The sequence below is a fragment of the Aquitalea pelogenes genome (assembly GCF_001515305.1).
In the GTDB taxonomy this organism is placed as follows: domain Bacteria; phylum Pseudomonadota; class Gammaproteobacteria; order Burkholderiales; family Chromobacteriaceae; genus Aquitalea; species Aquitalea pelogenes.
The window spans coordinates 22,422-45,426 of record NZ_LNQV01000015.1 but is presented as its reverse complement, the minus strand read 5'-3'; the positions used below and the strand labels follow the sequence as shown (position 1 = coordinate 45,426).

At 60.4% G+C, this 23,005-nt stretch carries 21 protein-coding genes and 1 tRNA gene; 17 read left to right on the top strand and 5 right to left on the bottom strand.

The window, feature by feature from the left end:
• Nucleotides 1-35: 35 nt before the first annotated feature.
• Entirely contained in the window at nucleotides 36-857 is an 822-nt protein-coding gene (locus AWT75_RS08465; protein WP_045846696.1) for a symmetrical bis(5'-nucleosyl)-tetraphosphatase, read from the top strand.
• Here AWT75_RS08465 and AWT75_RS08460 read toward each other — a convergent pair.
• Nucleotides 784-1,614 carry a lysophospholipid acyltransferase family protein gene (locus tag AWT75_RS08460; protein WP_045846695.1) on the bottom strand — a complete coding sequence of 277 codons (831 nt, stop codon included), beginning with the start codon at nucleotides 1,612-1,614 and terminating at the stop codon, nucleotides 784-786. The two genes, AWT75_RS08465 and AWT75_RS08460, sit on opposite strands and share 74 nt — an antisense overlap.
• 42 nt (nucleotides 1,615-1,656) lie before the next feature.
• A complete protein-coding gene (gene mutM, locus AWT75_RS08455; protein WP_062788855.1) occupies nucleotides 1,657-2,472 on the bottom strand; it encodes a bifunctional DNA-formamidopyrimidine glycosylase/DNA-(apurinic or apyrimidinic site) lyase in 816 nt (271 codons plus the stop codon).
• A gap of 87 nt (nucleotides 2,473-2,559) precedes the next feature.
• Here mutM and AWT75_RS08450 point away from each other — a divergent pair, with 87 nt between their 5' ends.
• From AWT75_RS08450 to ychF, 8 genes are all read left to right on the top strand, one after another.
• Entirely contained in the window at nucleotides 2,560-4,314 is a 1,755-nt protein-coding gene (locus AWT75_RS08450; RefSeq protein ID WP_239689517.1) for a tetratricopeptide repeat protein, read from the top strand.
• On the top strand, nucleotides 4,311-4,862 hold the full coding sequence (gene lolB / locus AWT75_RS08445) for a lipoprotein insertase outer membrane protein LolB (RefSeq protein ID WP_062788850.1): 552 nt from the start codon (nucleotides 4,311-4,313) through the stop codon (nucleotides 4,860-4,862). The genes AWT75_RS08450 and lolB overlap by 4 nt, the downstream gene beginning before the upstream one ends.
• 42 nt (nucleotides 4,863-4,904) lie before the next feature.
• Complete coding sequence (ispE, locus tag AWT75_RS08440; RefSeq protein WP_062788847.1) at nucleotides 4,905-5,756, top strand: 4-(cytidine 5'-diphospho)-2-C-methyl-D-erythritol kinase; 852 nt, start codon at nucleotides 4,905-4,907, stop codon at nucleotides 5,754-5,756.
• 8 nt (nucleotides 5,757-5,764) lie between these two features.
• Nucleotides 5,765-5,839 (top strand) — tRNA-Gln (locus AWT75_RS08435).
• Between the two features lie 89 nt (nucleotides 5,840-5,928).
• Nucleotides 5,929-6,912 carry a ribose-phosphate pyrophosphokinase gene (locus AWT75_RS08430; protein ID WP_045846690.1) on the top strand — a complete coding sequence of 328 codons (984 nt, stop codon included), beginning with the start codon at nucleotides 5,929-5,931 and terminating at the stop codon, nucleotides 6,910-6,912.
• Nucleotides 6,913-6,972: 60 nt separating this feature from the next.
• A complete protein-coding gene (locus tag AWT75_RS08425) occupies nucleotides 6,973-7,533 on the top strand; it encodes a 50S ribosomal protein L25/general stress protein Ctc (protein WP_062788845.1) in 561 nt (186 codons plus the stop codon).
• A 74-nt stretch (nucleotides 7,534-7,607) separates the two neighbouring features.
• Complete coding sequence (gene pth, locus AWT75_RS08420) at nucleotides 7,608-8,192, top strand: aminoacyl-tRNA hydrolase (RefSeq protein ID WP_197077171.1); 585 nt, start codon at nucleotides 7,608-7,610, stop codon at nucleotides 8,190-8,192.
• A gap of 61 nt (nucleotides 8,193-8,253) precedes the next feature.
• Entirely contained in the window at nucleotides 8,254-9,345 is a 1,092-nt protein-coding gene (ychF, locus tag AWT75_RS08415; RefSeq protein WP_062788843.1) for a redox-regulated ATPase YchF, read from the top strand.
• Nucleotides 9,346-9,416: 71 nt separating this feature from the next.
• On the opposite strand, the gene AWT75_RS08410 is transcribed toward ychF, so the two are convergent.
• A complete protein-coding gene (locus tag AWT75_RS08410; RefSeq protein ID WP_161937736.1) occupies nucleotides 9,417-11,075 on the bottom strand; it encodes a DUF945 family protein in 1,659 nt (552 codons plus the stop codon).
• A 205-nt stretch (nucleotides 11,076-11,280) separates the two neighbouring features.
• Here AWT75_RS08410 and AWT75_RS23455 point away from each other — a divergent pair, with 205 nt between their 5' ends.
• From AWT75_RS23455 to AWT75_RS08395, 4 genes are all read left to right on the top strand, one after another.
• Complete coding sequence (locus AWT75_RS23455) at nucleotides 11,281-11,730, top strand: TSUP family transporter (protein ID WP_204376908.1); 450 nt, start codon at nucleotides 11,281-11,283, stop codon at nucleotides 11,728-11,730.
• Nucleotides 11,706-12,056 (top strand): TSUP family transporter, encoded by a 351-nt coding sequence (locus AWT75_RS23450; RefSeq protein WP_204376907.1) that lies wholly within the window; start codon nucleotides 11,706-11,708, stop codon nucleotides 12,054-12,056. The genes AWT75_RS23455 and AWT75_RS23450 overlap by 25 nt, the downstream gene beginning before the upstream one ends.
• 101 nt (nucleotides 12,057-12,157) lie before the next feature.
• Nucleotides 12,158-12,940, top strand: a complete 783-nt coding sequence (locus AWT75_RS08400) for a transporter substrate-binding domain-containing protein (RefSeq protein WP_045846684.1) — start codon at nucleotides 12,158-12,160, stop codon at nucleotides 12,938-12,940.
• Between the two features lie 113 nt (nucleotides 12,941-13,053).
• The gene (locus AWT75_RS08395; protein WP_062788883.1) at nucleotides 13,054-13,713 is read left to right on the top strand and encodes an amino acid ABC transporter permease; all 660 of its coding nucleotides are present in this window, start codon (nucleotides 13,054-13,056) and stop codon (nucleotides 13,711-13,713) included.
• Nucleotides 13,714-13,775: 62 nt separating this feature from the next.
• Here AWT75_RS08395 and AWT75_RS08390 read toward each other — a convergent pair whose 3' ends face one another.
• Nucleotides 13,776-15,431: an AMP-dependent synthetase/ligase gene (locus AWT75_RS08390; RefSeq protein WP_239689516.1), complete on the bottom strand. Its 1,656-nt coding sequence runs from the start codon at nucleotides 15,429-15,431 to the stop codon at nucleotides 13,776-13,778.
• 321 nt (nucleotides 15,432-15,752) lie between these two features.
• Between AWT75_RS08390 and AWT75_RS08385 the strand changes: the two genes are divergently transcribed.
• Entirely contained in the window at nucleotides 15,753-16,898 is a 1,146-nt protein-coding gene (locus AWT75_RS08385) for a trans-sulfuration enzyme family protein (RefSeq protein WP_062788836.1), read from the top strand.
• Nucleotides 16,899-16,999: 101 nt separating this feature from the next.
• Nucleotides 17,000-17,779, top strand: a complete 780-nt coding sequence (locus AWT75_RS08380) for a ferredoxin--NADP reductase (protein ID WP_062788833.1) — start codon at nucleotides 17,000-17,002, stop codon at nucleotides 17,777-17,779.
• A gap of 53 nt (nucleotides 17,780-17,832) precedes the next feature.
• Here the strand turns inward: AWT75_RS08380 and AWT75_RS08375 are convergent, their stop codons facing one another.
• Nucleotides 17,833-20,088: an arginine/lysine/ornithine decarboxylase gene (locus tag AWT75_RS08375; protein ID WP_045846677.1), complete on the bottom strand. Its 2,256-nt coding sequence runs from the start codon at nucleotides 20,086-20,088 to the stop codon at nucleotides 17,833-17,835.
• A gap of 538 nt (nucleotides 20,089-20,626) precedes the next feature.
• Between AWT75_RS08375 and AWT75_RS08370 the strand changes: the two genes are divergently transcribed.
• Complete coding sequence (locus tag AWT75_RS08370; protein ID WP_082696014.1) at nucleotides 20,627-21,325, top strand: acyl-CoA dehydrogenase family protein; 699 nt, start codon at nucleotides 20,627-20,629, stop codon at nucleotides 21,323-21,325.
• A 165-nt stretch (nucleotides 21,326-21,490) separates the two neighbouring features.
• Entirely contained in the window at nucleotides 21,491-22,945 is a 1,455-nt protein-coding gene (locus AWT75_RS08365) for an APC family permease (RefSeq protein WP_161937735.1), read from the top strand.
• The last annotated feature ends 60 nt before the right edge of the window (nucleotides 22,946-23,005 follow it).

Genomic DNA, 23,005 nt, shown 5'->3' with positions numbered 1-23,005 from the left:
CCCCGGCTTGGCCTGTCGCACTGTCCGAGGTGAAGATGGCAACATACGCAATTGGCGACATTCAGGGCTGTTTCGGCCCATTTCAGCAACTGCTGCGGCAGATTGACTTCAATCCCGGCAAGGACACATTGTGGTTGACCGGCGACCTGGTCAATCGTGGGCCGGAATCCTTGCAGGTGCTGCGCTGGGTATTCCAGCAGCAGGACCGGGTGCAGATTGTATTGGGCAATCACGACCTGCACTTGCTGGCCGTGTCAGAAGGCTTTGGCAAGCTGCACCGCAGCGATACGGTGGAAGACATTCTCAATGCGGCGGATGGCAAGGTATTGCTGGACTGGCTGCGCTGTCAGCCCTTGATGATTGCCGAGCAGGGCTATGCCATGGTGCATGCCGGCCTGTTGCCCGAGTGGAGCATCGACCGGGCACTGCGTCTGGCCGAAGAGGTGGAAGATGGCCTGTCCGGCCCTTACTACCGCGAATTCCTGTCCCGGCTGTATGGCAACAAGCCGGTTCGCTGGTCGGATGAACTCAAGGGGGCCGAGCGCCTGCGCGTCATCGTCAATGCCATGACCCGCATGCGCTTCATTACCCGTGATGGTGAAATCGACCTTGCCTACAAGGGTGAGCGTGACGGCGCACCGGCCAACCTGATTCCCTGGTTCGAGGCCAAGGGGCGGCGCAGCAGCCATACCCCCATCATCTGCGGTCACTGGTCGGCGCTGGGCTTGCACCTGACCGAGGATGTTCTCGCCATCGACAGCGGCTGCCTGTGGGGCGGCAGCCTTACTGCACTTCGGCTGGAGGACAGGCAGACGTTTTCGCTGCCGTGCCCGGCGTATCGGGAAGTGGCAGCCTGAGCCCGAGGCAGACTTCGCGGAATGCACGTTCCGACAGGGCGAAGCGCGTGGTCAACTCGCCTTCGCCCGCCTTCATCGGCTGACCGTAGGTGAGGGCAACCTCCATCGCCGGCTGCGCCAGAATCAACTTGATGCTTTGCCAGAAGGTGGTGTCACCGGCATAAGCCGGAGCGGTGGTCAGGCTGCCATCCGGCAGTTGATAACGCATGGACACCGGCTGCACCGTGCTGCGCGAAGGCAGGGCGGCTTCAAACAGTGAGGCCTTGAACGGCAGGATGCCACGGCCATCCGAAGTGGTGGCCTCGGGGAACACTGCCATGCAGCTGCCCTTGCCCAGTGCGTCGGCCAAGAGCTGATTCACCCGGCTGGCATCGCGGCGGTTGCTGCGGTCGATGAACAGCGTGCCGCCCGCATTCACCACCCAGCCAATCAGCGGCCAGGAGCGGATTTCACGCTTGGCGACAAAGCGCGAGACCGTGCAGCTGCTGAGCACGAAAATGTCCAGCCAGGACACATGATTGGCCACCAGCAGGGTATTGGGCGGATAAAAGCCGGGGTTCACCCCTTCCACCTTGACCGTGATGCCGAGAATCTTCAGCAAATGGCCAGACCAGCGCCGGGTCACCACCGCACGCTCGGCCTGTGCCAGGCGCGGATAGCGGGTGGCAACAATGAAAATGCCCAGGGCAATGTGGCAAACCAGGCGCAGCAAACGGCTGGCGCGGGTGAAATAAGACGTAGAGGCAGTTGACTTCAAGATACGCGGCGCTTCATGTGCGGGTTTGAATGATTTGCCACTCTAGCATGGCTGACACAGCGGGCAATAGTAGGAACTCCGTTGGCCCTGCCGTATCTGATGAATCGGACTGCCACAAGCGCGACAGGGCTGCTCTTGCCGGTCGTAGACATAGTAATCCTGCTGGAAGTAACCCGACTTGCCTTCGGTATTCACAAAATCGCGCAGCGTGCTGCCGCCGGCCTCAATGGCCAGTGCCAGTACCCGCTTGATTTGTGTTGCCAGCCGCTGGCAATCGGCCAGGCTCAGCGCGCTGGCTTCGCGTGCCGGATGAATGCCGGAGTGGAACAGGGATTCGTTGGCGTAGATATTGCCCACGCCCACCACCACGTGGTTGTCCATGATGGCCAGCTTGATGGCGCTGTTGCGCTTGCGGATGGCCGCATGCAGCACCGCGCCGTCAAACGCCTCGGACAAGGGCTCCGGGCCCAGCTTTTGCAGCAGCGGATGATGTTCCGGCGGGCCGACATGCCATAGCATGGCACCAAAACGGCGTGGGTCGCGGTAGCGCAGTACGTGACTGCCCAGCTTCAGGTCGATGTGATCATGTTTTTGCGGCGGCGTATCGGCCGGGACATAACGCAAGCTGCCGGACATGCCCAGGTGGATCAGCAAGGTGCCGCTGTCGAAATGTATGAGCAGGTACTTGGCACGACGCGTGACTGCGCGTACTGTCAAACCGGCAAGGAGACTATCCAGCTGTGGTGGCACCGGCCAGCGCAAGCGGGCCTCGCGCACGATGGCACCGTGCAGGGTGGCGCCATCCAGATACGGCGCTACGCCGCGGCGGGTGGTTTCGACTTCCGGCAGTTCGGGCATGCTGCTTTCGCTTTCAGGACAAGATTGACTAGATCAAATAACCGAGCGTGCTATTCTACGCGCTCAACCGGCACAGACTCCATGCGAATGAAACCGCTGAATCGACCCCTTTCCCTGCTGCTGGTGCTGCTGTTGTCAGCCTGCACCAGCCTGAAGACGCCAACCCAGGTCAAAACGGCTGCAACTGCTGCCGAGCAAAGCGCGGATGAAGACACTACCGCAGTGGCCGAGGACAATTCCAATTTGCCGCGGGTAGAGCTGACCCCGCAAATCGTCTACGGTGTGCTGGCCAGTGAAATTGCTGCCCAGCGCGGTGCTGCCGCCTCGTCAGCGGTGACCTACCTCGATCTGGCCAGGCAAACGCGCGACCCCCGTCTGGCCCAGCGTGCAGCGGAATTCGCCCTGTTTACCGGCCAGTTGAAAGAAGCGGCCAATGCGCTGGAACTGTGGATGACGCTGGACCCGACATCACAGATTCCGCGCGAGCAGCTGTTCATTACCATGTTGCGCGCAGGCAAGCTGGCCGAAAGCCAGCCGCTGGTGGAGGACCTGCTCAAACGTGAACCGCAGCGTGCACGCGATGTATTTGTCCAGCTGGCCAGACTCACCGCCCGCCAGGACGACAAGCAAGCGGCTTATACCCTGGTGAAGCGGCTGGCCAGCCAGTATCCCGATTTGCCCGAGGCACGCTTTGCCGTGATTGCCGTCGCTGCCGAAGTGAATGATGACGCCACCATTCAGCAGGAATTCGACCGGCTGGCGAAAATCGCCCCCAAGTGGGACTTGCCGGTGGCCTGGCAAACCGACCGCCTGCGCCGCATCCGGCTGGGGCAGGCCATCGACTTCTTGCAGCAGGAACTGGCAAGACGCCCGGATGCCGGGCTGGAATTACGCATGGCCTATCCGCGCCTGCTGGTGGGGGCCAAGCGCTTCCCCGAGGCCCGCGTCGCGTTTGAGGCCTTGCTCAAGCAAAACCCGGACAATCCCGACCTGCTCTATGCCACCGGCCTGCTGGCCTATCAGCTGCGCGACCTGGACGTTGCCGACCAGCGCCTGAGTGCCGCCCTGCAGCAAAAGCATCCGGAGGCCGACTTCATCCGCTTCAGCCTGGGACAGATTGCCGAAGAGCGGCAGGACAAGGCAGCCGCGCGGCAATGGTATGAAACCGTGGCCAGTGGCCAGCAATACCTGCCAGCCCAGGCGCGGCTGGCTGCACTGGATGCCGAGGCCGGCAAGCTGGATCAGGCCCTGCAAAGACTGGCACCGCTGGGGCAGGGCGAGCAGGAAAAAGTGCAAGTGGCCATGCAGCAGGCCGATCTGGCACGGCATGCCAAGCGCTATGACCTGTCCTATCGCATTCTCAGCCAGGCGCTGGAAAGCTGGCCGCGTTCCCCGGAATTGCTGTATGACCGTGCTCTGGTTTCCGACCAGCTGGGCAATCTGGGCGATGCCGAGCGCGACCTGAAAGCCTTGCTCAAGGAAAAGCCGGACGACACCCAGGCACTCAATGCCCTGGGTTACACCCTCACCAACCGCAGCAACCGTCATCAGGAAGCGCTGGGTTATATCGAGAGGGCGCTCAAGGCCGATCCGGAAAATCCGATGATCCAGGACAGCATGGGCTGGGTACTGTACAAGCTGGGCCGCACCGAAGCCGCGCTCAAGTACCTGCAACGCTCCTACGCTGCGCTGCCGGATAGCGAAGTGGCGGCCCATCTGGGGGAAGTCATGTGGAAGCTGGGTCGCAAGCAAGAGGCCGTCAGCCTGTGGCAGCAAGCGCTGGGCAAGGACCCGGATAATGAAGCCCTGCAAGATGCGCTCAAGCGCTTTCATCAGCCATGAAGCAGCGCCTTGCCCTGATGTGGCTGGCCGGCAGCCTGTTGCTGACCGGCTGCGCCACTGAAACCGTTTTCCGCCCTGCAGCCGGCACGAGCAGCACCGTGCGCGATCAGGCCTTCAATGTCAGTGGCCGTATTTCGGTCAATATGGATGGCAAGGGCTCGGTCGGGCAGTTTGACTGGGCGCATCAGCCGGATGCAGACCAACTGTCCGTGAATAGCCCGCTGGGTACCACCGTGGCCAGGCTGCAGCGCAACCCGGCTGGTGTCAGCCTGCAGGCCGATGGCAAAACCTGGCAAGCCACTGACGTTGAATCGCTCACCCAGGATGTACTGGGCTGGACACTGCCGCTGGGCAACCTGGTGTGGTGGATACGCGGCCTGCCGGCCCCGGACGCTCCGTACCAGTTCGCCGCCGATGGCAGCCTGGCGCAGCAGGGCTGGACCATCCGCTTTGTCAGCGATGCCGACGTACCTTCCCTTTACCCGAAGCGGGTGGACATGCAGCGCGACCGCCTCACCGTCCGCCTGTTGCCGCAAAACTGGCATTGAAGCCGCGCCCCGATTTCACGTATTCACCGAATCTGCTTTCGTATGAACCAAACATTCCATTCCTATCCTGCTCCGGCCAAGCTCAACCTGCTGCTGCATATCGTCGGCAAGCGCGCTGACGGTTATCACCTGCTGGAGACGGTATTCCGCTTCATCGACTTCAGCGACACGGTGGAACTGTCCGTACGCGACGATGGGCAGATCGTGCTGCTCAACCCGATTGACGGTGTTGAACCCGAGCAGGACCTTACCGTGCGTGCGGCGCGTTTGCTGCAACAAGCCAGTGGCGCTACCCAGGGAGCCAGCATTCGTCTGACCAAACGCATCCCGATGGGCGGTGGATTGGGGGGCGGAAGTTCGGATGCCGCCACTGTTTTGCTGGCGCTGAATCATTTGTGGCAGACAAATCTGTCGCGTGAAAAATTGATGGAACTGGGTTTGCAGCTGGGAGCAGACGTTCCGGTGTTTATTTTCGGCAAGAATGCGCTGGCTACCGGAATTGGCGAAAAACTGAATGAAATCAATCTCAAACCGGCATGGTATGTTGTAATTCATCCCGGGGTACATGTACCAACTGCAGAAATATTTAAGAAATTTGCAGGAAGGGTGTTGACAGAGGAAGGCAGCATCAGCATAATGCGAATCCTCGAAACAACGCAGCAACGACGAAACGAGCTGCAGCAAGTTGTTTCAGGGTTGTACCCGGCGGTGAATGAAGTACTGAGCGAGTTGAAAAAATATGGTTCGCCGCTGATGACTGGTTCCGGAGCATGTGTGTTCCTTGAGTGCCAGTCGAAGGAAGAAGCCGATAAAGTTTATCAGGCAATGTCAGGAAAATATAAGGGATTCGTTGCAGAAGGGCTGAGTAGCCACCCCTTGTTGGACATTGTTTAAAAGTTTATTGGGGAGTCGCCAAGTGGTAAGGCACCGGATTTTGATTCCGGCATTCGTAGGTTCGATCCCTACCTCCCCAGCCAAGACTTTCTCTCAATAAGAGAGAGCATGAAAAAAGCGTGTAAGAATCCCTTACACGCTTTTTCTTTATCCTGCTAAGGCAAATGGAATCATGGCGTCATACGACAGTTTGATGGTATTTACCGGGACCGCTAACCCGGAACTCGCTCAAAACGTAGTCAAGCATCTGGATATCTCCCTGGGCCGTGCCGATGTCGGCAAGTTCAGCGATGGCGAAGTTGCTGTCGAACTGCTGGAGAATGTCCGCGGACGCGACGTGTTCATCCTGCAGTCCACCTGTGCTCCCACCAATGACAACCTGATGGAAATCCTGACCATGGCCGACGCGCTCAAGCGTGCTTCTGCCGGCCGGATCACCGCAGCCATTCCGTACTTTGGCTACGCCCGTCAGGACCGTCGTCCGCGTTCCGCCCGTGTGCCGATTTCCGCCAAGCTGGTGGCCAACATGCTGACCAGCGCCGGTATCGACCGCGTGCTGACCGTCGACCTGCATGCTGACCAGATCCAGGGCTTCTTCGACATCCCGGTAGACAACGTTTACGCCACCCCGGTACTGCTCAAGGACATCCGTTCCCAGCGTATCGACGACCTGATCGTGGTCAGCCCGGACGTGGGCGGTGTGGTACGTGCCCGTGCCATGGCCAAGGCGCTGAACACTGACCTCGCCATCATCGACAAGCGTCGTCCCAAGGCCAATGTGGCCGAGGTGATGAACATCATCGGTGATGTATCCGGTCGCACCTGTCTGATCGTGGATGACATGATCGACACCGCCAATACCCTGTGCAAGGCCGCTTCTGCGCTGAAAGAGCGCGGTGCCCAGCGTGTACTGGCTTATGCCACCCATGCGATTTTCTCCGGCCAGGCCGTGGATCGCATCAAGAATTCCGACATCGACATGGTCGTTGTCACCGACACCATTCCGTTGACTGCACAGGCCCTGGCCTGCCCGAACATCCGGGTTGCCAGCATCGCCGGCCTGCTGGCCGAGACGCTGCGCCGCATCAACAACGAGGAATCGGTGTCCTACCTCTTCAATGAGGAACTGGTTTCGTCGGGCGCTTGCCTGCCGTAACATCAGGCCCGCTGGTCGCGGCGGGGCTGGTGCCTTTAACTTGAAATACTGGAGTATTACATGTCTTACGAACTGATCGCCGCCAAGCGCGAAGAGATGGGTACTGGTGCGAGCCGCCGCCTGCGTCACGCTGGCAAACTGCCGGCCGTGGTATACGGCAATGGCGCTGCTGAGTCCATCGTTCTGGACCACAACACCATTTTTTACGCACTGAAGGAAGAAGCTTTCCACTCTGCGATCCTGGATCTGGTTATCGACGGCCAGAAGCAAGCTGTCATCCTGCGTGACTTCCAGAACCACCCGTACAAACAGCAAGTTCTGCACATTGATTTCCAACGTGTTGACCTGAGCCAGAAAGTACACGTAAAGATTCAACTGCACTTCGTTAACGCTGACGTTTCCGAAGCCGTGAAGCTGCAAGGCGCCAAGATCAGCCACATCATCAATGAAGTGGAGGTTCGCGCACTGCCGGGCGACCTGCCGAAGTTCATCGAAGTTGACCTGTCCGCCATCAAGGCTGGCGAAGCTGTTCACCTGTCCGACCTGAAACTGCCGGCTGGTGTTGAAATCACCGCTCTGGTACGTGGTGAAGACGCCGCTATCGCTCTGGCCAACGCCTAAGCACTAGTGTTTGTCTGAACAAGGGCTCGTTGTGAGGCTTAGGCCTGCAGCGGGCCTTTTTACTGGAAAATCCGATCATGTCCTCCATTCGCATGATTGTCGGTCTGGGCAACCCCGGGCCGGAATATGAAAGAACCCGTCATAACGCCGGTTTCTGGCTGCTGGACGAGCTGTGCTGGAAATACAAGGGCAACTGGCGGACAGAAGGCAAGTTTCACGGTGATATTGCCCGTGTTGCGATAGAAGGTCAGGATATCTGGCTGCTCAAGCCGATGACCTTCATGAACCTGTCCGGGCAGGCGGTACTGGCGCTGGCGCATTTCTACAAGATTCTGCCTGATGAAATCCTGGTGGTGCATGACGAGCTGGACCTGCCGCCGGGTACGGCCCGCCTGAAGCAGGGCGGTGGCCATGGCGGTCATAACGGCCTGAAAGACATCGCGGCCCGTCTGGGTTCTCCCGCTTTCTGGCGTTTGCGTCTAGGCATCGGCCATCCGGGCGACCGCAACGAAGTGGCGAATTTTGTGCTGAAAAAGCCGCGTGCCGAAGAACAGAGCGCCATCGACGATGCCGTGCTCAAGGCACAGACCTACCTGCCGCTGGCCATTGCCGGCAACATGGCGATGGCGATGAAAGAGCTGCATACTGCAGCCAAGTGATTTCACGGGCCGGACCACATGCCGGCCTGCATCTTAGTGAACCTAATCAAGGAATGCTGACATGAGTCTGAAGTGCGGTATTGTTGGCCTGCCCAATGTTGGCAAGTCCACCCTGTTCAATGCGCTGACCAAGGCCGGTATCGAGGCCGCCAACTATCCTTTCTGCACCATCGAGCCCAATGTGGGCATCGTGGAAGTGCCGGACCCGCGTCTGGCCGAGCTGGCCAAGATCATCAACCCGCAAAAAATCCAGCCGGCCATCGTCGAGTTTGTTGACATCGCCGGTCTGGTAGCCGGTGCTTCCAAGGGTGAAGGCCTGGGTAACCAGTTCCTGGCCAACATTCGCGAAACCGACGCCATCGTCAACGTGGTGCGCTGCTTTGACGACGACAACATCGTGCACGTGGCCGGCAAGGTAGACCCGATTGCCGACATCGAAACCATCGGCACCGAACTGGCGCTGGCCGACCTCTCCTCGGTAGAAAAAGCCATGCAGCGCGAAGGCAAGAAAGCCAAGTCCGGTGACAAGGACGCCCGCGCACTGATCGCCGTACTCGAAAAGCTGGTGCCGCATCTGGACCAGGGCCAGCCGGTGCGCTCGCTGGACCTGTCCGACGAAGAAAAGGCCATCCTCAAGCCGCTGTGCCTGCTCACCATCAAGCCGGCCATGTACGTGGCCAACGTGTCGGAAGACGGCTTCAGCAACAACCCCTACCTGGACAAGCTGCAGGCACTGGGCGAGCGTGAAGGCGCGCCGGTGGTTGCCCTGTGTGCAGCCATCGAAAGCGAAATTGCCGACCTGGACGATGCCGACAAGGCAGAATTCCTGGCCGAAATGGGCCTGGAAGAGCCGGGTCTGGACCGCCTGATCCGTGCCGGCTACAAGCTGCTGGGCCTGCAAACCTACTTCACCGCCGGTGTGAAGGAAGTACGCGCCTGGACCATCCACGTGGGCGACACCGCTCCGCAGGCTGCCGGTGTGATCCACACCGACTTCGAACGCGGCTTCATCCGTGCGCAAACCATTGCCTACAACGACTTCATCACCCTGGGTGGCGAAGCCAAAGCCAAGGAAGCCGGCAAGATGCGTTCCGAAGGCAAGGAATACGTGGTTCAGGATGGTGACGTGATGAACTTCCTGTTCAACGTCTGATCAGCCTCACCCACGCCCAATGAAAAACGCCCCCGGATGCCAAGTCCGGGGGCGTTTTGTTTGGCTGGCGTCTAACGGCCCCGGTTGGCGCAGCGGATGATGGCAAGGTCGCCGTGCTGGCGCAGGCAGTAGCGCAGGTCAAGCCGGGGGCCGGGCAGGCGCATGTGGCCTTGGCCTGCTTTGGCTTCCGGTGACGATGCCGGTGCCGCCGTGGCAGCAGGGGCTGCAGCAGGGGCTGGTGCTGTGCTGGCCGGAGGCATGCTTGCGGCCGGGTTTGTTGCCTTGCTGGCCGGTACAGGTGCTGTGCTGGCCTGCTGCTCGGCCGCTGTCGGCATGGCCGGCGCAGCTTCCGGCGCTGGTGCAACTGGTGCGGGCCTGTTGTTCATCCCCGACATGAGGCCCGGCAGGTTCAGCGGCTGGCCATTGGCTTTTACCCCGTTGCGATCAATCAGCAGGCTGCTGCTGATGACCTTGCCATCGTTCTTGATCAGTCCCTGCGTTTGCCATTGGGTCAGCATCATCTCGGCTTGTGCCTTGGCCTGGCTGGAAGGGGCCAGGGCGTCGAGCAGGCTGCGCTCGACCGCCAGGCTGGCTTTCAGCGTGCTGCGCTGCTGGCCTTGTGCAGCAAGCCAGGGCAGGGTGATGTCGGCGGCCTTGACGCCGCTGCCATCAAAGCCGATGGAGAAACTGCCCTGGATCGTGCCCTTGGGCATGTGCAGTGACAGGCGTTGCAGATTGAAGGACGGTGATTGTGCCAGGAAGGCACCCATGTGTTTGTAGACCAGCGCCATGGATGCCTGATGCATGGCGGCGGGATTGTTGCGCAGGTCGGCACGGCTGGCCAGTGCCATGGTGTCGGCTTGCCAGGCAAGCAAGGCCTGCTTGTTGAGGTTGTTGTAGCTGAAGTCGAGGTCGATATTGTCCTGCTCCTGCGCGGGCAGGCCGGGAGGGGATAGCTTGAGGCTGTCCAGATGAGTCAGGTAGCTGATGTCGAAATTGCCACCCTTGTCATCCAGTTTGATCTCCATCCGGCTTGGGCCCACCTGGGCCAGCGGCGTGGCACCAGCCAGCAGACTGGCACCGCCCAGTTGCTGCTTCATTTGTGAGGCCCATGCGGCATCGGGCTGATTGAAAGCGCTCACCTGGCCATTGAGCTTGAGATCATTCATGCGCAGGACCAGGCCATTATTGCCACTGTTGGCGGCGAGGAAGCTGAAGGTGGGCAGTGTGAAGTCGTAGCTGACCGGCTCGCCTTCTTTGGTGTGGGCCTTGCCTTCGATGCTGAAGGTGAAGGTACCGGCCGCCGTGTTGACGATGACGTCATGGCCGGCAAGATGGCTTTCATTGCTGCCATCGGTCTTGCGGATGCTTTCGAGTGTCAGCGGCAGGGGCAGGCCTGGTTTGCCTTGTTCATCCACTGGCGTGAAGCTGATGTCGGTGCGGGACCAGCGGATGAAAGGCAGCGGCAACTGCTTGATCTTGTAGTCCAGCTGAATCACCTGTACCTGGCTGCCGATGGGCAGCTTCAGTTGCACCCTGGCGGTGGAGGTGAACCAGCCACGGTCGAACTGTTGCAGGCTGAGCATGGAACCACCCGCCTTGTCGGCCATCGTGGCAAAGTCATTGCGCATTTTTTCTTCATAGCGCATGCCGACAATGCCGGGGGCAATGGCACACCATCCCGCCACCGCGAGGCCTACTAGCGCTGCGCTTATCTTGATTGCCTTCATTGCATCTCCCTGTGGCGCTGAATGACATACGCCTATCGCTGACATGTTTGCCAGACTATCAGGGGAAGGAAGACCGCACCAGCCCGCTTTTGCATTGCCGGCAGCACATGCCGGGGAACATCCGGGTGTCCATGCCCTGGCATTCCGGGCAAAATGGAGCGTTTGTTGCCGGACAATCCCCGGCCGATCCATCTTGGAGCCGTTCATGTTTCATTTTTCGCAGCCTTTACCGCTACCCCTGCTGGCACTGATTGCCGCAGCCGGCCTGTATGCCGGCATCCAGAATGCGCTGGCGGGAGGCGGCTCCTTCATTACCTTTCCCGCCTTGCTGCTGGCCGGGCTCAACCCGCTGGCGGCCAATATGAGCAGCACCATTGCGCTGTTTCCCAGCCAGATAACCTCGGCGCTGGCCGGGCGCAAGCTGGTGGGTGGCGTGGGGCCGGTGCCGTTTCGTCATCTGTTTGTTGTCAGCCTGATTGGCGGCGTACTGGGTGCCTTGCTGCTGCTCTCCACCCCGGTCAGCATCTTTACCCGGCTGGTGCCGTGGTTGGTGCTGTTTGCCACCAGCGTGTTCGCCTGGGGCAGTTTCCGTCGCAAACCGGTGGTGGACCCTGACGCGCGCCACGGCACTTGCCCACCCCGCTGTTGCTGCTGATTCAGGGCGCAATTGCGGTGTATGGCGGTTATTTTGGTGGCGGTATCGGTTTTCTGATGCTGGCGGCACTCACCATTGCCGGCCAGCAGGTGCGCATGGCCACGGCTACCAAAAATGCACTGGCCATGACCATGAATGCATCGGCAGTGGCCATTTTCGCCATGTCGCCACAAATCAACTGGGCTGCGGTGCTGGCCTTGGGGGCTGGCGGCATTGCCGGTGGCGTGGTGGGCGGCTGGCTGATGCACCGTTTGCCGGAGCGCCAGTTGCGCGCCTTTGTGGTGGTGGTGGGAACCGCACTGACAATATGGCTGTTTATCCGCTGAGGCTGGAGTATGCTGGCGACTTCTGTCCCCGCCGGCCTGTTACGGCCTGTCACCTGGTTGGCGGAAGGTTTCTGTTTTCATAATCTGATGGATGATCTGTAATGAAAAAAATCCTGTGTGCGTCCCTGTTTGCCGCTTTTGCCAGCCATGCCATGGCTGCTGATCTGCTGGATACCGTCAAGCAGCGCGGCACCCTGAAAATTGCCGTGGAAGGCACTTACCCGCCCTTCACCTTCAAGGATGCCCAGCAGAACCTGACCGGTTTTGATGTGGAAGTGGCCACCGAAGTGGCCAAGCGACTGAAAGTGAAGCCGGAATTCACCACCGGCGAATGGAGCGGTCTGCTGGCTGGCCTGCAGGCAGGCAAGTTTGACGTGGTGGTCAACCAGGTGGGCATTACCGACAAGCGCAAGGAAACCTTCGACTTTTCCCAGCCCTACACCTTCTCCAGTGCCCAGTTGATCGTCCGCAAGAACGAGACGCGCGTATTCAAGTCGCTGGACGACCTGAAAGGCAAGAAAGTGGGCGTGGGCCAGGGCAGCAACTACGCTGACATGGTCAAGGCAGTGAACGGTATCGAGGTGAAGGTATACCCGTCTGCGCCGGAAAACCTGCAAGACCTGGCTTCTGGCCGGATTGACGCGGCACTCAACGACAGCCTGCTGATTCCGTTTGCCATCAAGCAAGCCAAGCTGCCCTTGAAGGCTGGTCATCCGGTAGGTGATGTCACCACCATGGGCATTCCGTTTGCCAAGAACAATCCCAAGTTCAAGCAGGCGGTGGACAAGGCACTGAATGACATGAAGGCCGATGGCAGCTTCAAGAAGATTTCGGTGAAGTGGTTCGGTATCGATGTGTCCAAGGCACCGACTGCCGCCAAGTAAGCAGGACTGGCCCCGTGCGGCCATCGTGTTTTGCCTTCAGTACCATTAGAATGTGCTGATTGCTGCGCCCCTGCCGGTCAGGGGCGCAGGTGTTTCTGAATGGGGATAAAAACATGGAGTGGGCAGATCTGATTGCGGCGGCCCTGCCGGTGATGCTGAAAGGGGCGCTGTACACGCTGATGTTTGCCGTGGTGGCCATGGTGCTGGGCTTGCTGCTGGGCTTCGTGGTGGCCTTGCTGCGGGTGGGCAAGGTGCCGGTGCTATCGCAGCTGGTGGCTTTTTACGTCAGCGCCATGCGCGGCACCCCCCTGCTGGTGCAGATTTTTGTGATCTATTACGGCTTGCCTGGCATCGGTATCGAACTGGACCCGGTACCGGCAGGCATCATCGCCCTGACCTTGAATGTGGCGGCTTATCTGTCGGAAAGCCTGCGTGGCGGCATTGCCGGGGTGGAGCGTGGCCAATGGGATGCCGGGCTGTCGCTGGGTTTCAGCTGGTGGCAGACCATGCGCTACATCGTGGCACCGCAGGCTTTGCGCCTGTCCGTGCCTAGCCTGTCCAATTCGCTGATCAGCCTGATCAAGGATACCTCGCTGGTGTCGGTCATTACCGTCACCGAGCTGATGCTGGCCACCAAGGAAGTGATTGCCCAGACCTTTCAGCCGCTGCCGCTCTATCTGGGTGCTGCGGCACTGTACTGGGTGATGAGTGCCAGCTTCGAGCGCCTGCAAAAGCGGGTGGAGCGCAAGCTGGACATGGCACATCAGCGCTGAATCCGCTGCTGGCCAATAAAAATCCCCGCACAAGGCGGGGATTTTCATGACTGGCCTGTTACTCAGGCGTGGCGGTACATGCTTTCTATCAAGGCCTGACAGCGCTGGCTGATCACCTTGCGGCGCAGCTTCAGTGTGGGAGCCAGTTCGCCGGCGTCCACACACCAGGGCTTGTCCAGCAGGGCAAACTTCTTGATGTGCTCCCAGCTGCCAAAGTGACGGTTGAAGCGCTTGATCTCGCGTTCTATCAGTTCCACGATGCGCGGATGCAGCCGCATTTCACTATGGCTGGTATAGGTGATGCCCTGTTCCTGGCACCATTCCTGCAGCTTTTCATACAGCGGCACAATCAGCGCGGCAGCGAATTTCTGGCCATCGCCCACCACCATGATCTGGTCGATATAGGCCGATTCCTTCAGCTTGTTTTCCAGTAACTGCGGCGCGATGTACTTGCCATTGCTGGTCTTGAACATTTCCTTCTTGCGGTCGGTAATGCGCAGATAGCCCTGTTCCAGCACGCCGATGTCCCCGGTGTGCAGCCAGCCCTGTTGCAGGGTTTCGGCGGTGAGTTCCGGCTCGCGGTAATAGCCCACCATCACATTGGGGCCGCGCACCAGGATTTCGCCATCTTCGGCCAGTTTCAGTTCCACCCCTTGCAGGGCGATGCCGACGCTGCCAATGCGTACCTTGTCTGGCGAAAAGGGATTGGCAGTGATCACCGGCGCGGCTTCCGTCATGCCATAGCCTTCGGCCACAGCAATGCCGCTGGCCCATAGCAGCCGTGCCAGACGCGGTTGCAAGGCAGCAGAGCCCACATTCACCCAGCGTAACTCGCCACCCATGGCTGCGCGCCATTTGCGGTATACCAGACGGTCGGCAATGGCATGCCGGATGGCGGCCAGACCGCGTGGCGGCTGGTTCGGTTCGTAGGCTTCGGCCCGTGCCAGTGCCCACAGATAAAAGCGGCGTTGCCAGCCCTTGAGCGTGGCAGCCCTGGCGTGCAGCTTTTCATGCACCTTCTCCAGCACGCGGGGAACCGCGCTGAAGGTGTGCGGGCGGACTTCGGCCAGGCTGCCGGACAGCGCCTCGACGCTGGAAAAATACACGCCGCTGCCGGTCAGCAGGTAATACAGCACGCCGGCGCGCTCGAAAATGTGCGACAGCGGTAAAAAGCTCAGCGCCCGGCACTGGCCGGCGGGCAGACGGGTATGATCTGCCGTGGCGGTGACGGTGCTGACCACATTGCGGTGGGACAGCATCACGCCCTTGGCGCGGCCGGTGGTGCCGGAGGTATAAATGATGGTGAACACATCATCCGGCTGGATGCTGTTACGCAGCAGCGCCAGTTGCTGCAGCTTGCCCAGGCGTCCGGCATCGCGCAGCGCCGTCCAGCATGGCAGGCCGTCTAGCGGTTTGAGCCCATAGCAAGGGCAGGGGCGGCCACAGAGCGCCTGTTCCAGCTTGCGCTGCAATGCGCTGCTGCCGACAAACGCCAGCTTGACCGCGGCATGCTCCAGGATATAGCGTGCATCTTCCAGCGTGCAGGTAGGGTAGAGCGGTACGCTGATGGCACCGATCTGCTGCAGGGCAAAGTCGACAATTACCCATTCGGGGCAGTTGTCGGCAGCAATGGCCACGGTATCGCCACGCTGAATGCCTTGCTGCAACAAACCCAGGCTGAGTGCATTGACAGCCTCCATCACGGTGCTGCTGCTCATGGACTGCCACTTTCCGTCGACTTTGCCACTCAGGCAATCTGGCCGCGGCAGGCTTTCCAATTGATGAAAGAGGATGTCAAAAGCGCGTTCTAGCTTCATTCGTACAAATGTTTGATTCAAGGACGGCGCAAATTAGCCCTATTCCCTTGCGGTGTAAAGAAAATTGCGGTCGGTTTTTGGGAATAATCAATAAATTGCCGGTAAAGTGCCGGTTTCAGTCATGATCGTGCAGTTATTCATGCCATTGGTATCACTTGGTCGTCGGGCGCTAACTGTCGTCCTGATCAGGGTGTCACTGGCACAGGACCACCAGGAACAATAATGAAATTTGCCACCAAGACCATCCATTCCGGCTATGACAGCAGCCAGCACTGCAAGTCGGTCATGCCTCCCATTTATCAAACCTCGGCCTTTGAATTTGCCGAAGTCGGCGAGCAACTGCCATTTGCCTATGCCCGCACCGGTACGCCTACTCGCGCTGCACTGGAAAGCTGCCTGGCCAGTCTGGAAAACGCCAGGCACGGCCTGGCTTTTGCCAGCGGCATGGCTGCCATTGATGCCGTGTTGCGCGCCACGCTGAAACCGGGTGAAGAAGTGATTGCCGTGGCCGACCTCTACGGTGGCGCTTATCGCCTGCTTACCAAGGTGATGGCACCGGCCGGCATCACGGTGACCTTTGTCGACCTGACCGACCCGGCCAATTTGCAGCAAGCCATCAGTGAACGCACCAAGCTGCTGTGGCTGGAGTCGCCCACCAATCCGCTGCTCAACCTGGTGGACATCACCGCCTTGTCTGCCATTGCTCACCAGCATGGCGCGGTGGTGGCGGTGGACAGCACCTTTGCCACGCCGTATCTGCAGAACCCCATCGACCTGGGCGCCGACATCGTGGTGCATTCCGCCACCAAATACCTGGGCGGCCATTCCGACGTATTGCTGGGACTGGTGGCGGTCAGCGACGACAAACTGTTTGCCGACATCAAGTTCATCCAGAACTCCGCCGGTGGCGTGCCGGGGCCGCAGGATTGCTTCCTCACCCTGCGCGGCATCAAGACCCTGCACCTGCGCATGGACCGCCACTGCGACAATGCCGAACAAGTAGCGGCCTTCCTGCAGGGCCATCCCAAGGTGGAAAAAGTATTCTTCCCCGGCTTTGCCGACCACCCCGGTCATGACATCGCCAAACAGCAGATGCGTCGCTTTGGCGGCATCGTCACCATCTGGCTGAAGGAGAACACCCGTGCCGAAGCCAGCCGGGTGGCCAGCAAGCTGCAGCTGTTTGCACTGGCCGAATCGCTGGGCGGGGTGGAATCGCTGGTCAACCACAGCTACACCATGTCGCACGGCGGTATGCCACCGGAGCAGAAAGCTGCACTGGGCATCCGTGAAGGCGGCCTGCGCCTGTCCATCGGCGTGGAAGATATCGAAGACATTCTGGCGGATCTGGCACAGGCACTGGCCGATTAAGCCGTCATGAGGCGAAACGGGCTGCGCGGCAAGCCGGGTCTGGCTTGTTGTGGCGGCCCTGATGCGGTAAATTACCTGAGTAAATTACTAAGGTATTGCTCATGAGCGCCCCCGCAGCAGAAAAATACACCACCCAAACCATTCTTTCCTTGCAGCACTGGAGTGAAAAGCTGTTCAGCTTTCGCCTGAGCCGCCCTGAATCCTGGCGTTTTGTCCCCGGCCAGTTTGCCCGGCTGGGCCTGCCGCTGGAAAACGGCGGCATGGTGTGGCGGGCTTATTCCATGACTTCCGCCAGTTGGGACGAGCATCTGGAGTTTTTCTCCATCGTGGTGCCGGACGGGCTGTTCACCTCGCGCCTGGCGCGTTTGCAGGTGGGTGACACGGTATTGCTGGACAACAAGGCCAACGGTTTCTTCACCGTGGACCGTCTGCCCGATGGTGATGACCTGTGGCTGCTGGCCACCGGTACTGGTCTGGCACCCTATCTGTCCATCCTGCAGCAACCCGAGGTGTGGCAGCGTTTTGCCCATATCGTGCTGGTGCACTGTGTGCGTGAGGTCAGCGAACTGGCTTACCGCAGCGAGATTGACGCGCTGCGCCAGCACCCCTTGTGGGCGGAGTGGGGCGACCGGCTGCACTATGTGCCGGTGGTAACACGTCAGGCCGAACCGGGCATGTTGCAACAGCGCATTCCCGCCTTGCTGGCCAGCGGTGAGCTGGCCGAGGCTACTGGCCTGCCGCTGACAGTGGAGCGTTCGCGCTTCATGATCTGTGGCAATCCGGCCATGGTGGAGGACACCCACCGCCAGCTGATGAAAATGGGCTTCCGTCTGAGCCGGCTGAGCGCTCCTGGCCATCTGGTGCTGGAGAACGGCTGGTAAGCCAAAACAAAAAAGCCCCACTGCAGTGGGGCTTTTGACTTGATGGCTCGCGTTTACTTGACGCAATCCACGCAGTACACCTTGCGGCCTTCCACATCGGTGGCCACCAGGCCGTGCACGTCGGTCTCGAAGCCCGGCAGTTCGCGGTTGAAGGCCTGGGCAAAGCGCAGGTAGTCAACAATGGTCTTGTTGAAGCGCTCGCCCGGAATCAGCAGCGGGATGCCCGGCGGGTACGGGGTCAGCAGCACGGCGGTGACGCGGCCTTCCAGCTGGTCTACCGGCACGCGTTCGATCTCGCGGTGCGCCATCTTGGCAAAGGCGTCGGCCGGACGCATGGCCGGCTCCATCTCGGACAGATAGATCTCGGTGGTCAGGCGGGCGATGTCGTGCTTGGTGTACAGCGCATGAATGCGCTGGCACAGGTCGCGCAGGCCCACGCGTTCGTACTGCGGGTAGCGCGAGACAAAGTCCGGCATGGCGCGCCACAGCGGCTGGTTCTTGTCGAAGTCGTCCTTGAACTGCTGCAGCAGCGAAATCAGCGTGTTCCAGCGGCCCTTGGTAATGCCGATGGTGAACATGATGAAGAAGCTGTACAGGCCGGTTTTTTCCACCACCACACCGTGTTCGGTGAGGTACTTGGTGACGATGGCGGCTGGAATGCCCATTTCTTCGAAGCTGCCGTCCACGTCCAGACCCGGGGTCAGTACGGTGGCCTTGATCGGGTCCAGCAGGTTGAAGCCTTCTTCGATACCGGCAAAACCGTGCCAGTGCGCGCCGGGTTTCAGTTCCCAGTCCACCGGGTCGCAGATGCCGTCGTCGGACAGCTCGTCCGGGCCCCATACGCTGAACCACCAGTCGTTGCCGTATTCCTCGTCCACCTTGCGCATGGCGCGACGGAAGTCCAGTGCTTCCACCAGCGATTCTTCCACCAGTGCCTGGCCGCCCGGCTGTTCCATCATGGCGGCTGCCACGTCGCAGCTGGCAATAATGGAATATTGCGGGCTGGTGGAGGTGTGCATCAGATAGGCCTCGTTGAACCAGGCGGTATCCAGCTGACGGTTTTGCGGGTCCTGCACCAGAATCTGCGAGGCCTGGCTGATACCGGCCAGCAGCTTGTGGGTGGACTGGGTGGAGAAAATCAGACTGTCCTTGCAACGCGGACGGCCTTCGCCAATGGCGTGGAAGTCGCCATAGAAGTCGTGGAAGCTGGCGTGCGGCAGCCAGGCTTCGTCAAAGTGCAGCGTGTCCACTTCGCCATCCAGCAGGCCCTTGATCTCTTCCACGTTGTACAGGATGCCATCGTAGGTGGACTGGGTGATGGTGAGGATGCGCGGCTTGAGCTTGGGGTTCTTTTCCAGTGCTTCGCGGGCAAAGGGGTTGGCCAGAATCTTCTTCTTGATGCTTTCCAGCTGGAATTCCGACTTGGGAATCGGGCCGATGATGCCGTAGTGATTGCGCGTGGGCATCAGGAATACCGGAATGGCACCGGTCATCATGATGGCGTGCAGATTGGACTTGTGGCAGTTGCGGTCAACCAGCACGATGTCACCCGCTGCCACGCAGCTGTGCCATACGATCTTGTTGGAAGTCGAGGTGCCATTGGTGACGAAGAACAGGTGGTCGGCATTGAAAATGCGCGCTGCATTGCGTTCCGAGGCAGCAATCGGGCCGGTGTGGTCCAGCAACTGGCCCAGTTCGTCCACCGCATTGCACACGTCGGCGCGCAGCATGTTTTCGCCAAAAAACTGGTGGAACATCTGGCCGACCGGGCTTTTCAGGAAGGCCACGCCACCGGAGTGACCCGGGCAGTGCCAGGAGTAGGAGCCATCGTGGGCGTAGTCCACCAGTGCGCGGAAGAACGGCGGGGCCAGGCTGTCCAGGTAGCTCTTGGATTCGCGGATGATATGGCGTGCCACGAATTCCGGCGTGTCTTCGTGCATGTGGATGAAACCATGCAGCTCGCGCAGGATGTCGTTGGGAATATGGCGCGCGGTACGGGTTTCCCCATACAGGTAGACCGGGATGTCCGGGTTACGGCGGCGGATTTCCGCCACAAAGCTGTACAGCTGGCCCAGGGCGTTTTCCGATGCGTCGTCGGTCTGGAACTCTTCGTCGTCGATGGACAGGATGAAACCGGCTGCCCGGCTTTGCTGCTGGGCAAAAGAGGTGAGGTCACCATAGCTGGTGTAACCAATCACACTCATGCCTTCGGCCTCCATGGCTGCTGCCAGTTCGCGGATGCCGGAGCCGCTGGTGTTTTCCGAGCGGAAGTCCTCGTCGATGATGACGATGGGGAAGTGAAAACGCATACCTGAGTCCTTGTCGGTCAAAACTCGGACACCACAGCCGGGGATGGCCATTCAGGAAGGCAGCCCTTGCCATGGGCAAGGACACTACCGTGCACCTGTAACGCCTGTCGGCCCGCAGCTTGCTGCAGTGTCACTCGGTGCGCGTTGGGGCGCAGTCGCCGGGTTGGCGAGGCTGGCCTTGAGGCGCGTAAAAACGGGGCGCTTTGCGCCGCGGTGCGCACGAAAACCGGGGTGCATCCTGCAGGCTGACGTGGAGTGGCCGCAGATCCCCGGCTTCCTTAGGGAGCACGATGAGCGTGCGTCCTTCACGTCGGCCGGCTTGGAGAACATCCCAAGAAAGCGCGCATTGTAGTCCTTTTACCGTGCTTGTGTTGCAAGGCAATATCAGAGAGTGAAAATATTCTGCAGGTTTGATCAAATATCCTGCTGAAATCCTTGTCTGGCAAGGCTTTCAGCAGGACGCAGCAGGCTTAAAGGATTGTTTTAAGACGGTTTAGCCCGCAGGTTCTACGCCACCGGCGCACTATATGCGCACTGGGTGCCGGTGCTGGCGGTGGATGAAGAAGGCAAGGCCTTGCTGGCCTTTGTCGAGCAAGGCACGCCGGGCCTGACCGTGGTGGATGACTGGAGCGGCTTTGGCCAGCGCACCACGGCCAGTGGCACGGTGATTGCCGAGCAGGTACGCCTGAAGCCTTTCCAGATTTTCTATACCCACCGCTCCTACGACCGGCCCACTTTTGCCGGGCCGTTCGCCCAGATCACCACCGCCGCCATCGACCTGGGCATTGCCCGCGCCGCGCTGGCCGATACCGTGGATTTTGTGCGCCAGCAGGCACGCCCGTGGATAGACAGCGGGGTGGAACGTGCAGCGGACGACCCGCTGACCATCGTGGCCATCGGCGATTTGCAATACCGGCTGGTGGCGGCAGAAGCGCTGCTGGAGCGGGCTGGCCGCTTTATCGATATTGCCAAGGCCGAGCCGACCGAAGACACCGTGGCAGAGGCAGCCATTGCGGTGGGGCTGGCCAAGATTGCCACCACGGAAATTTCGCTGCTGGCCGCCAGCAAGCTGTTTGAACTGGGTGGAAGCAAGGCCACCCAGGGCCGCTTCAATTATGACCGCCACTGGCGTAATGCCCGCGTGCACACCCTGCACGACCCGGTGCGCTGGAAGTACCACGCCATCGGCAATTACACGCTGAACGGCATCAAGCCGGCGCGGCATTCCTGGAACTGATCACCACGCATGCGGCCCGCCTGCTGCGGGCGCTGGAGCTGCCATGCCCATCCGACATACCGGCTGTTGACCGTGCGGCCCCCTTGCTGCATGGCGCTTTGGCGCCGGGGCAGGGGGACGGTGCCGGTGACTTGTCAGCCAACAACAACCATCAAGAGGTGTTTCATGATTCACTCCACCCAAGGCGAGGCGGTGCTGGACAGCCCGGCCGCCCAGACAGAAAGCCAGAGCGGCACGCTGCGGCGCAATTACCTGCGCCTGCCTGAACTGGTGGCGCAGTCCATCGGACTGGTCGGTGTGTCCGGCGGGGTAGGCATTCTGGTGCCGGCCGTATTTGCCACCGCCGGTAACGGCACCTGGCTGGCCTATGCCTTTGCCACCGTGGCGCTGCTATTCTCCGCCTGGAGCATTACCCTGTTTGCCCGCAGCGCGGCATCCCCCGGTGCGCTGTATGCCTATGCCTCGCAGGGCATTGGCCCCATCTGGGGGGTGATCTGCGGCTGGTCCTTGCTGATTGCCTATGCGGTCGGGGCCGCCGGCATCCTGCAAGGTACGGTGAATACCTTCCTGGTGCTGGCGCGCGAGCTGGGCCTGGTTGCCGCCCATCCGCCACTGGCCGTCAGCCTGTTGCTGACCGTGGTGGTGGCGCTGGCTGCCTGGGCCATTGCCTACCGTGACATCCGGCTGTCCACCCGTTTTACCCTGCTGGTGGAGCTGCTCACCATCCTGCTGATTGCGGTGGTGCTGATTGCCTATCTGCTCAATGGCAGCAGCCATGTCGACCAGTCACAGATTGCGCTGGAAGGGGTAAAACCCGAGCAATTGCGCCTGGGCATGGTACTGGCCTTCTTCAGCTTTACCGGTTTTGAAAGTGCCACCGTGCTGGGTGCCGAGGCACAATCGCCGCTGAAGGCCATTCCGCGTGCAGTCATCATCAGCATTGTCGGCCCGGCCTTGCTGTTCATTCTGGCGTCCTATGCGCTGGTGGCAGCCTTCCATGGCCAGCATCCCGGGCTGGATCAGGCAGACGGCCCGCTGTCCATCCTGGCGCATCGCCTGGGCTTGGGTGGCTTTGGCCTGATCATTGATGCCGGGGTAGCGCTCAGCTTCTTCGCCGCGTTTTTCTCCTCCATCAATGCCGCCGCCCGCATTGTCTACACCTTTGCCCGTCAGGGCCTGCTGCACGAGGCCACCGGCAAGGCGCATGCCAGCAATGCCACGCCGCATATCGCCGTGACCTTGCTGGTGGTGCTGGCGTTGATCGTGGGGCTGATCTTTACCGCCAATGGCACGGCCTTGCTGGATTCCTACGGCTATCTCAGCTCGGTGGCCACTTATGGCTATCTGCTGGCCTACGTGCTGGTGGCGGTGGGCGCGCCCTTGTATCTGCGCCGTCAGGGCAAGCTCAAGCCACAGCATGTGCTGATCAGCCTGGTATCGGTGCTGTTGCTGGCCATTCCGCTGGTGGGCAGTGTCTATCCGCTGCCGACCGGCGTGTATGCCTGGCTGCCTTATGTGTTCCTGGTACTGGTCGGGCTGGGTCTCGCCTGGTTTGTGGCGCTCAAGCTGCTGGCTCCGGCACGCCTGCGTGGCATCGAGGAGGAGCTGCAGCAGGAGTGATGTGTGCTGGGGGTGTGCTTTTTCAAAATTGATAAAACGGCTCGCTTGCGGGCGTTTTTT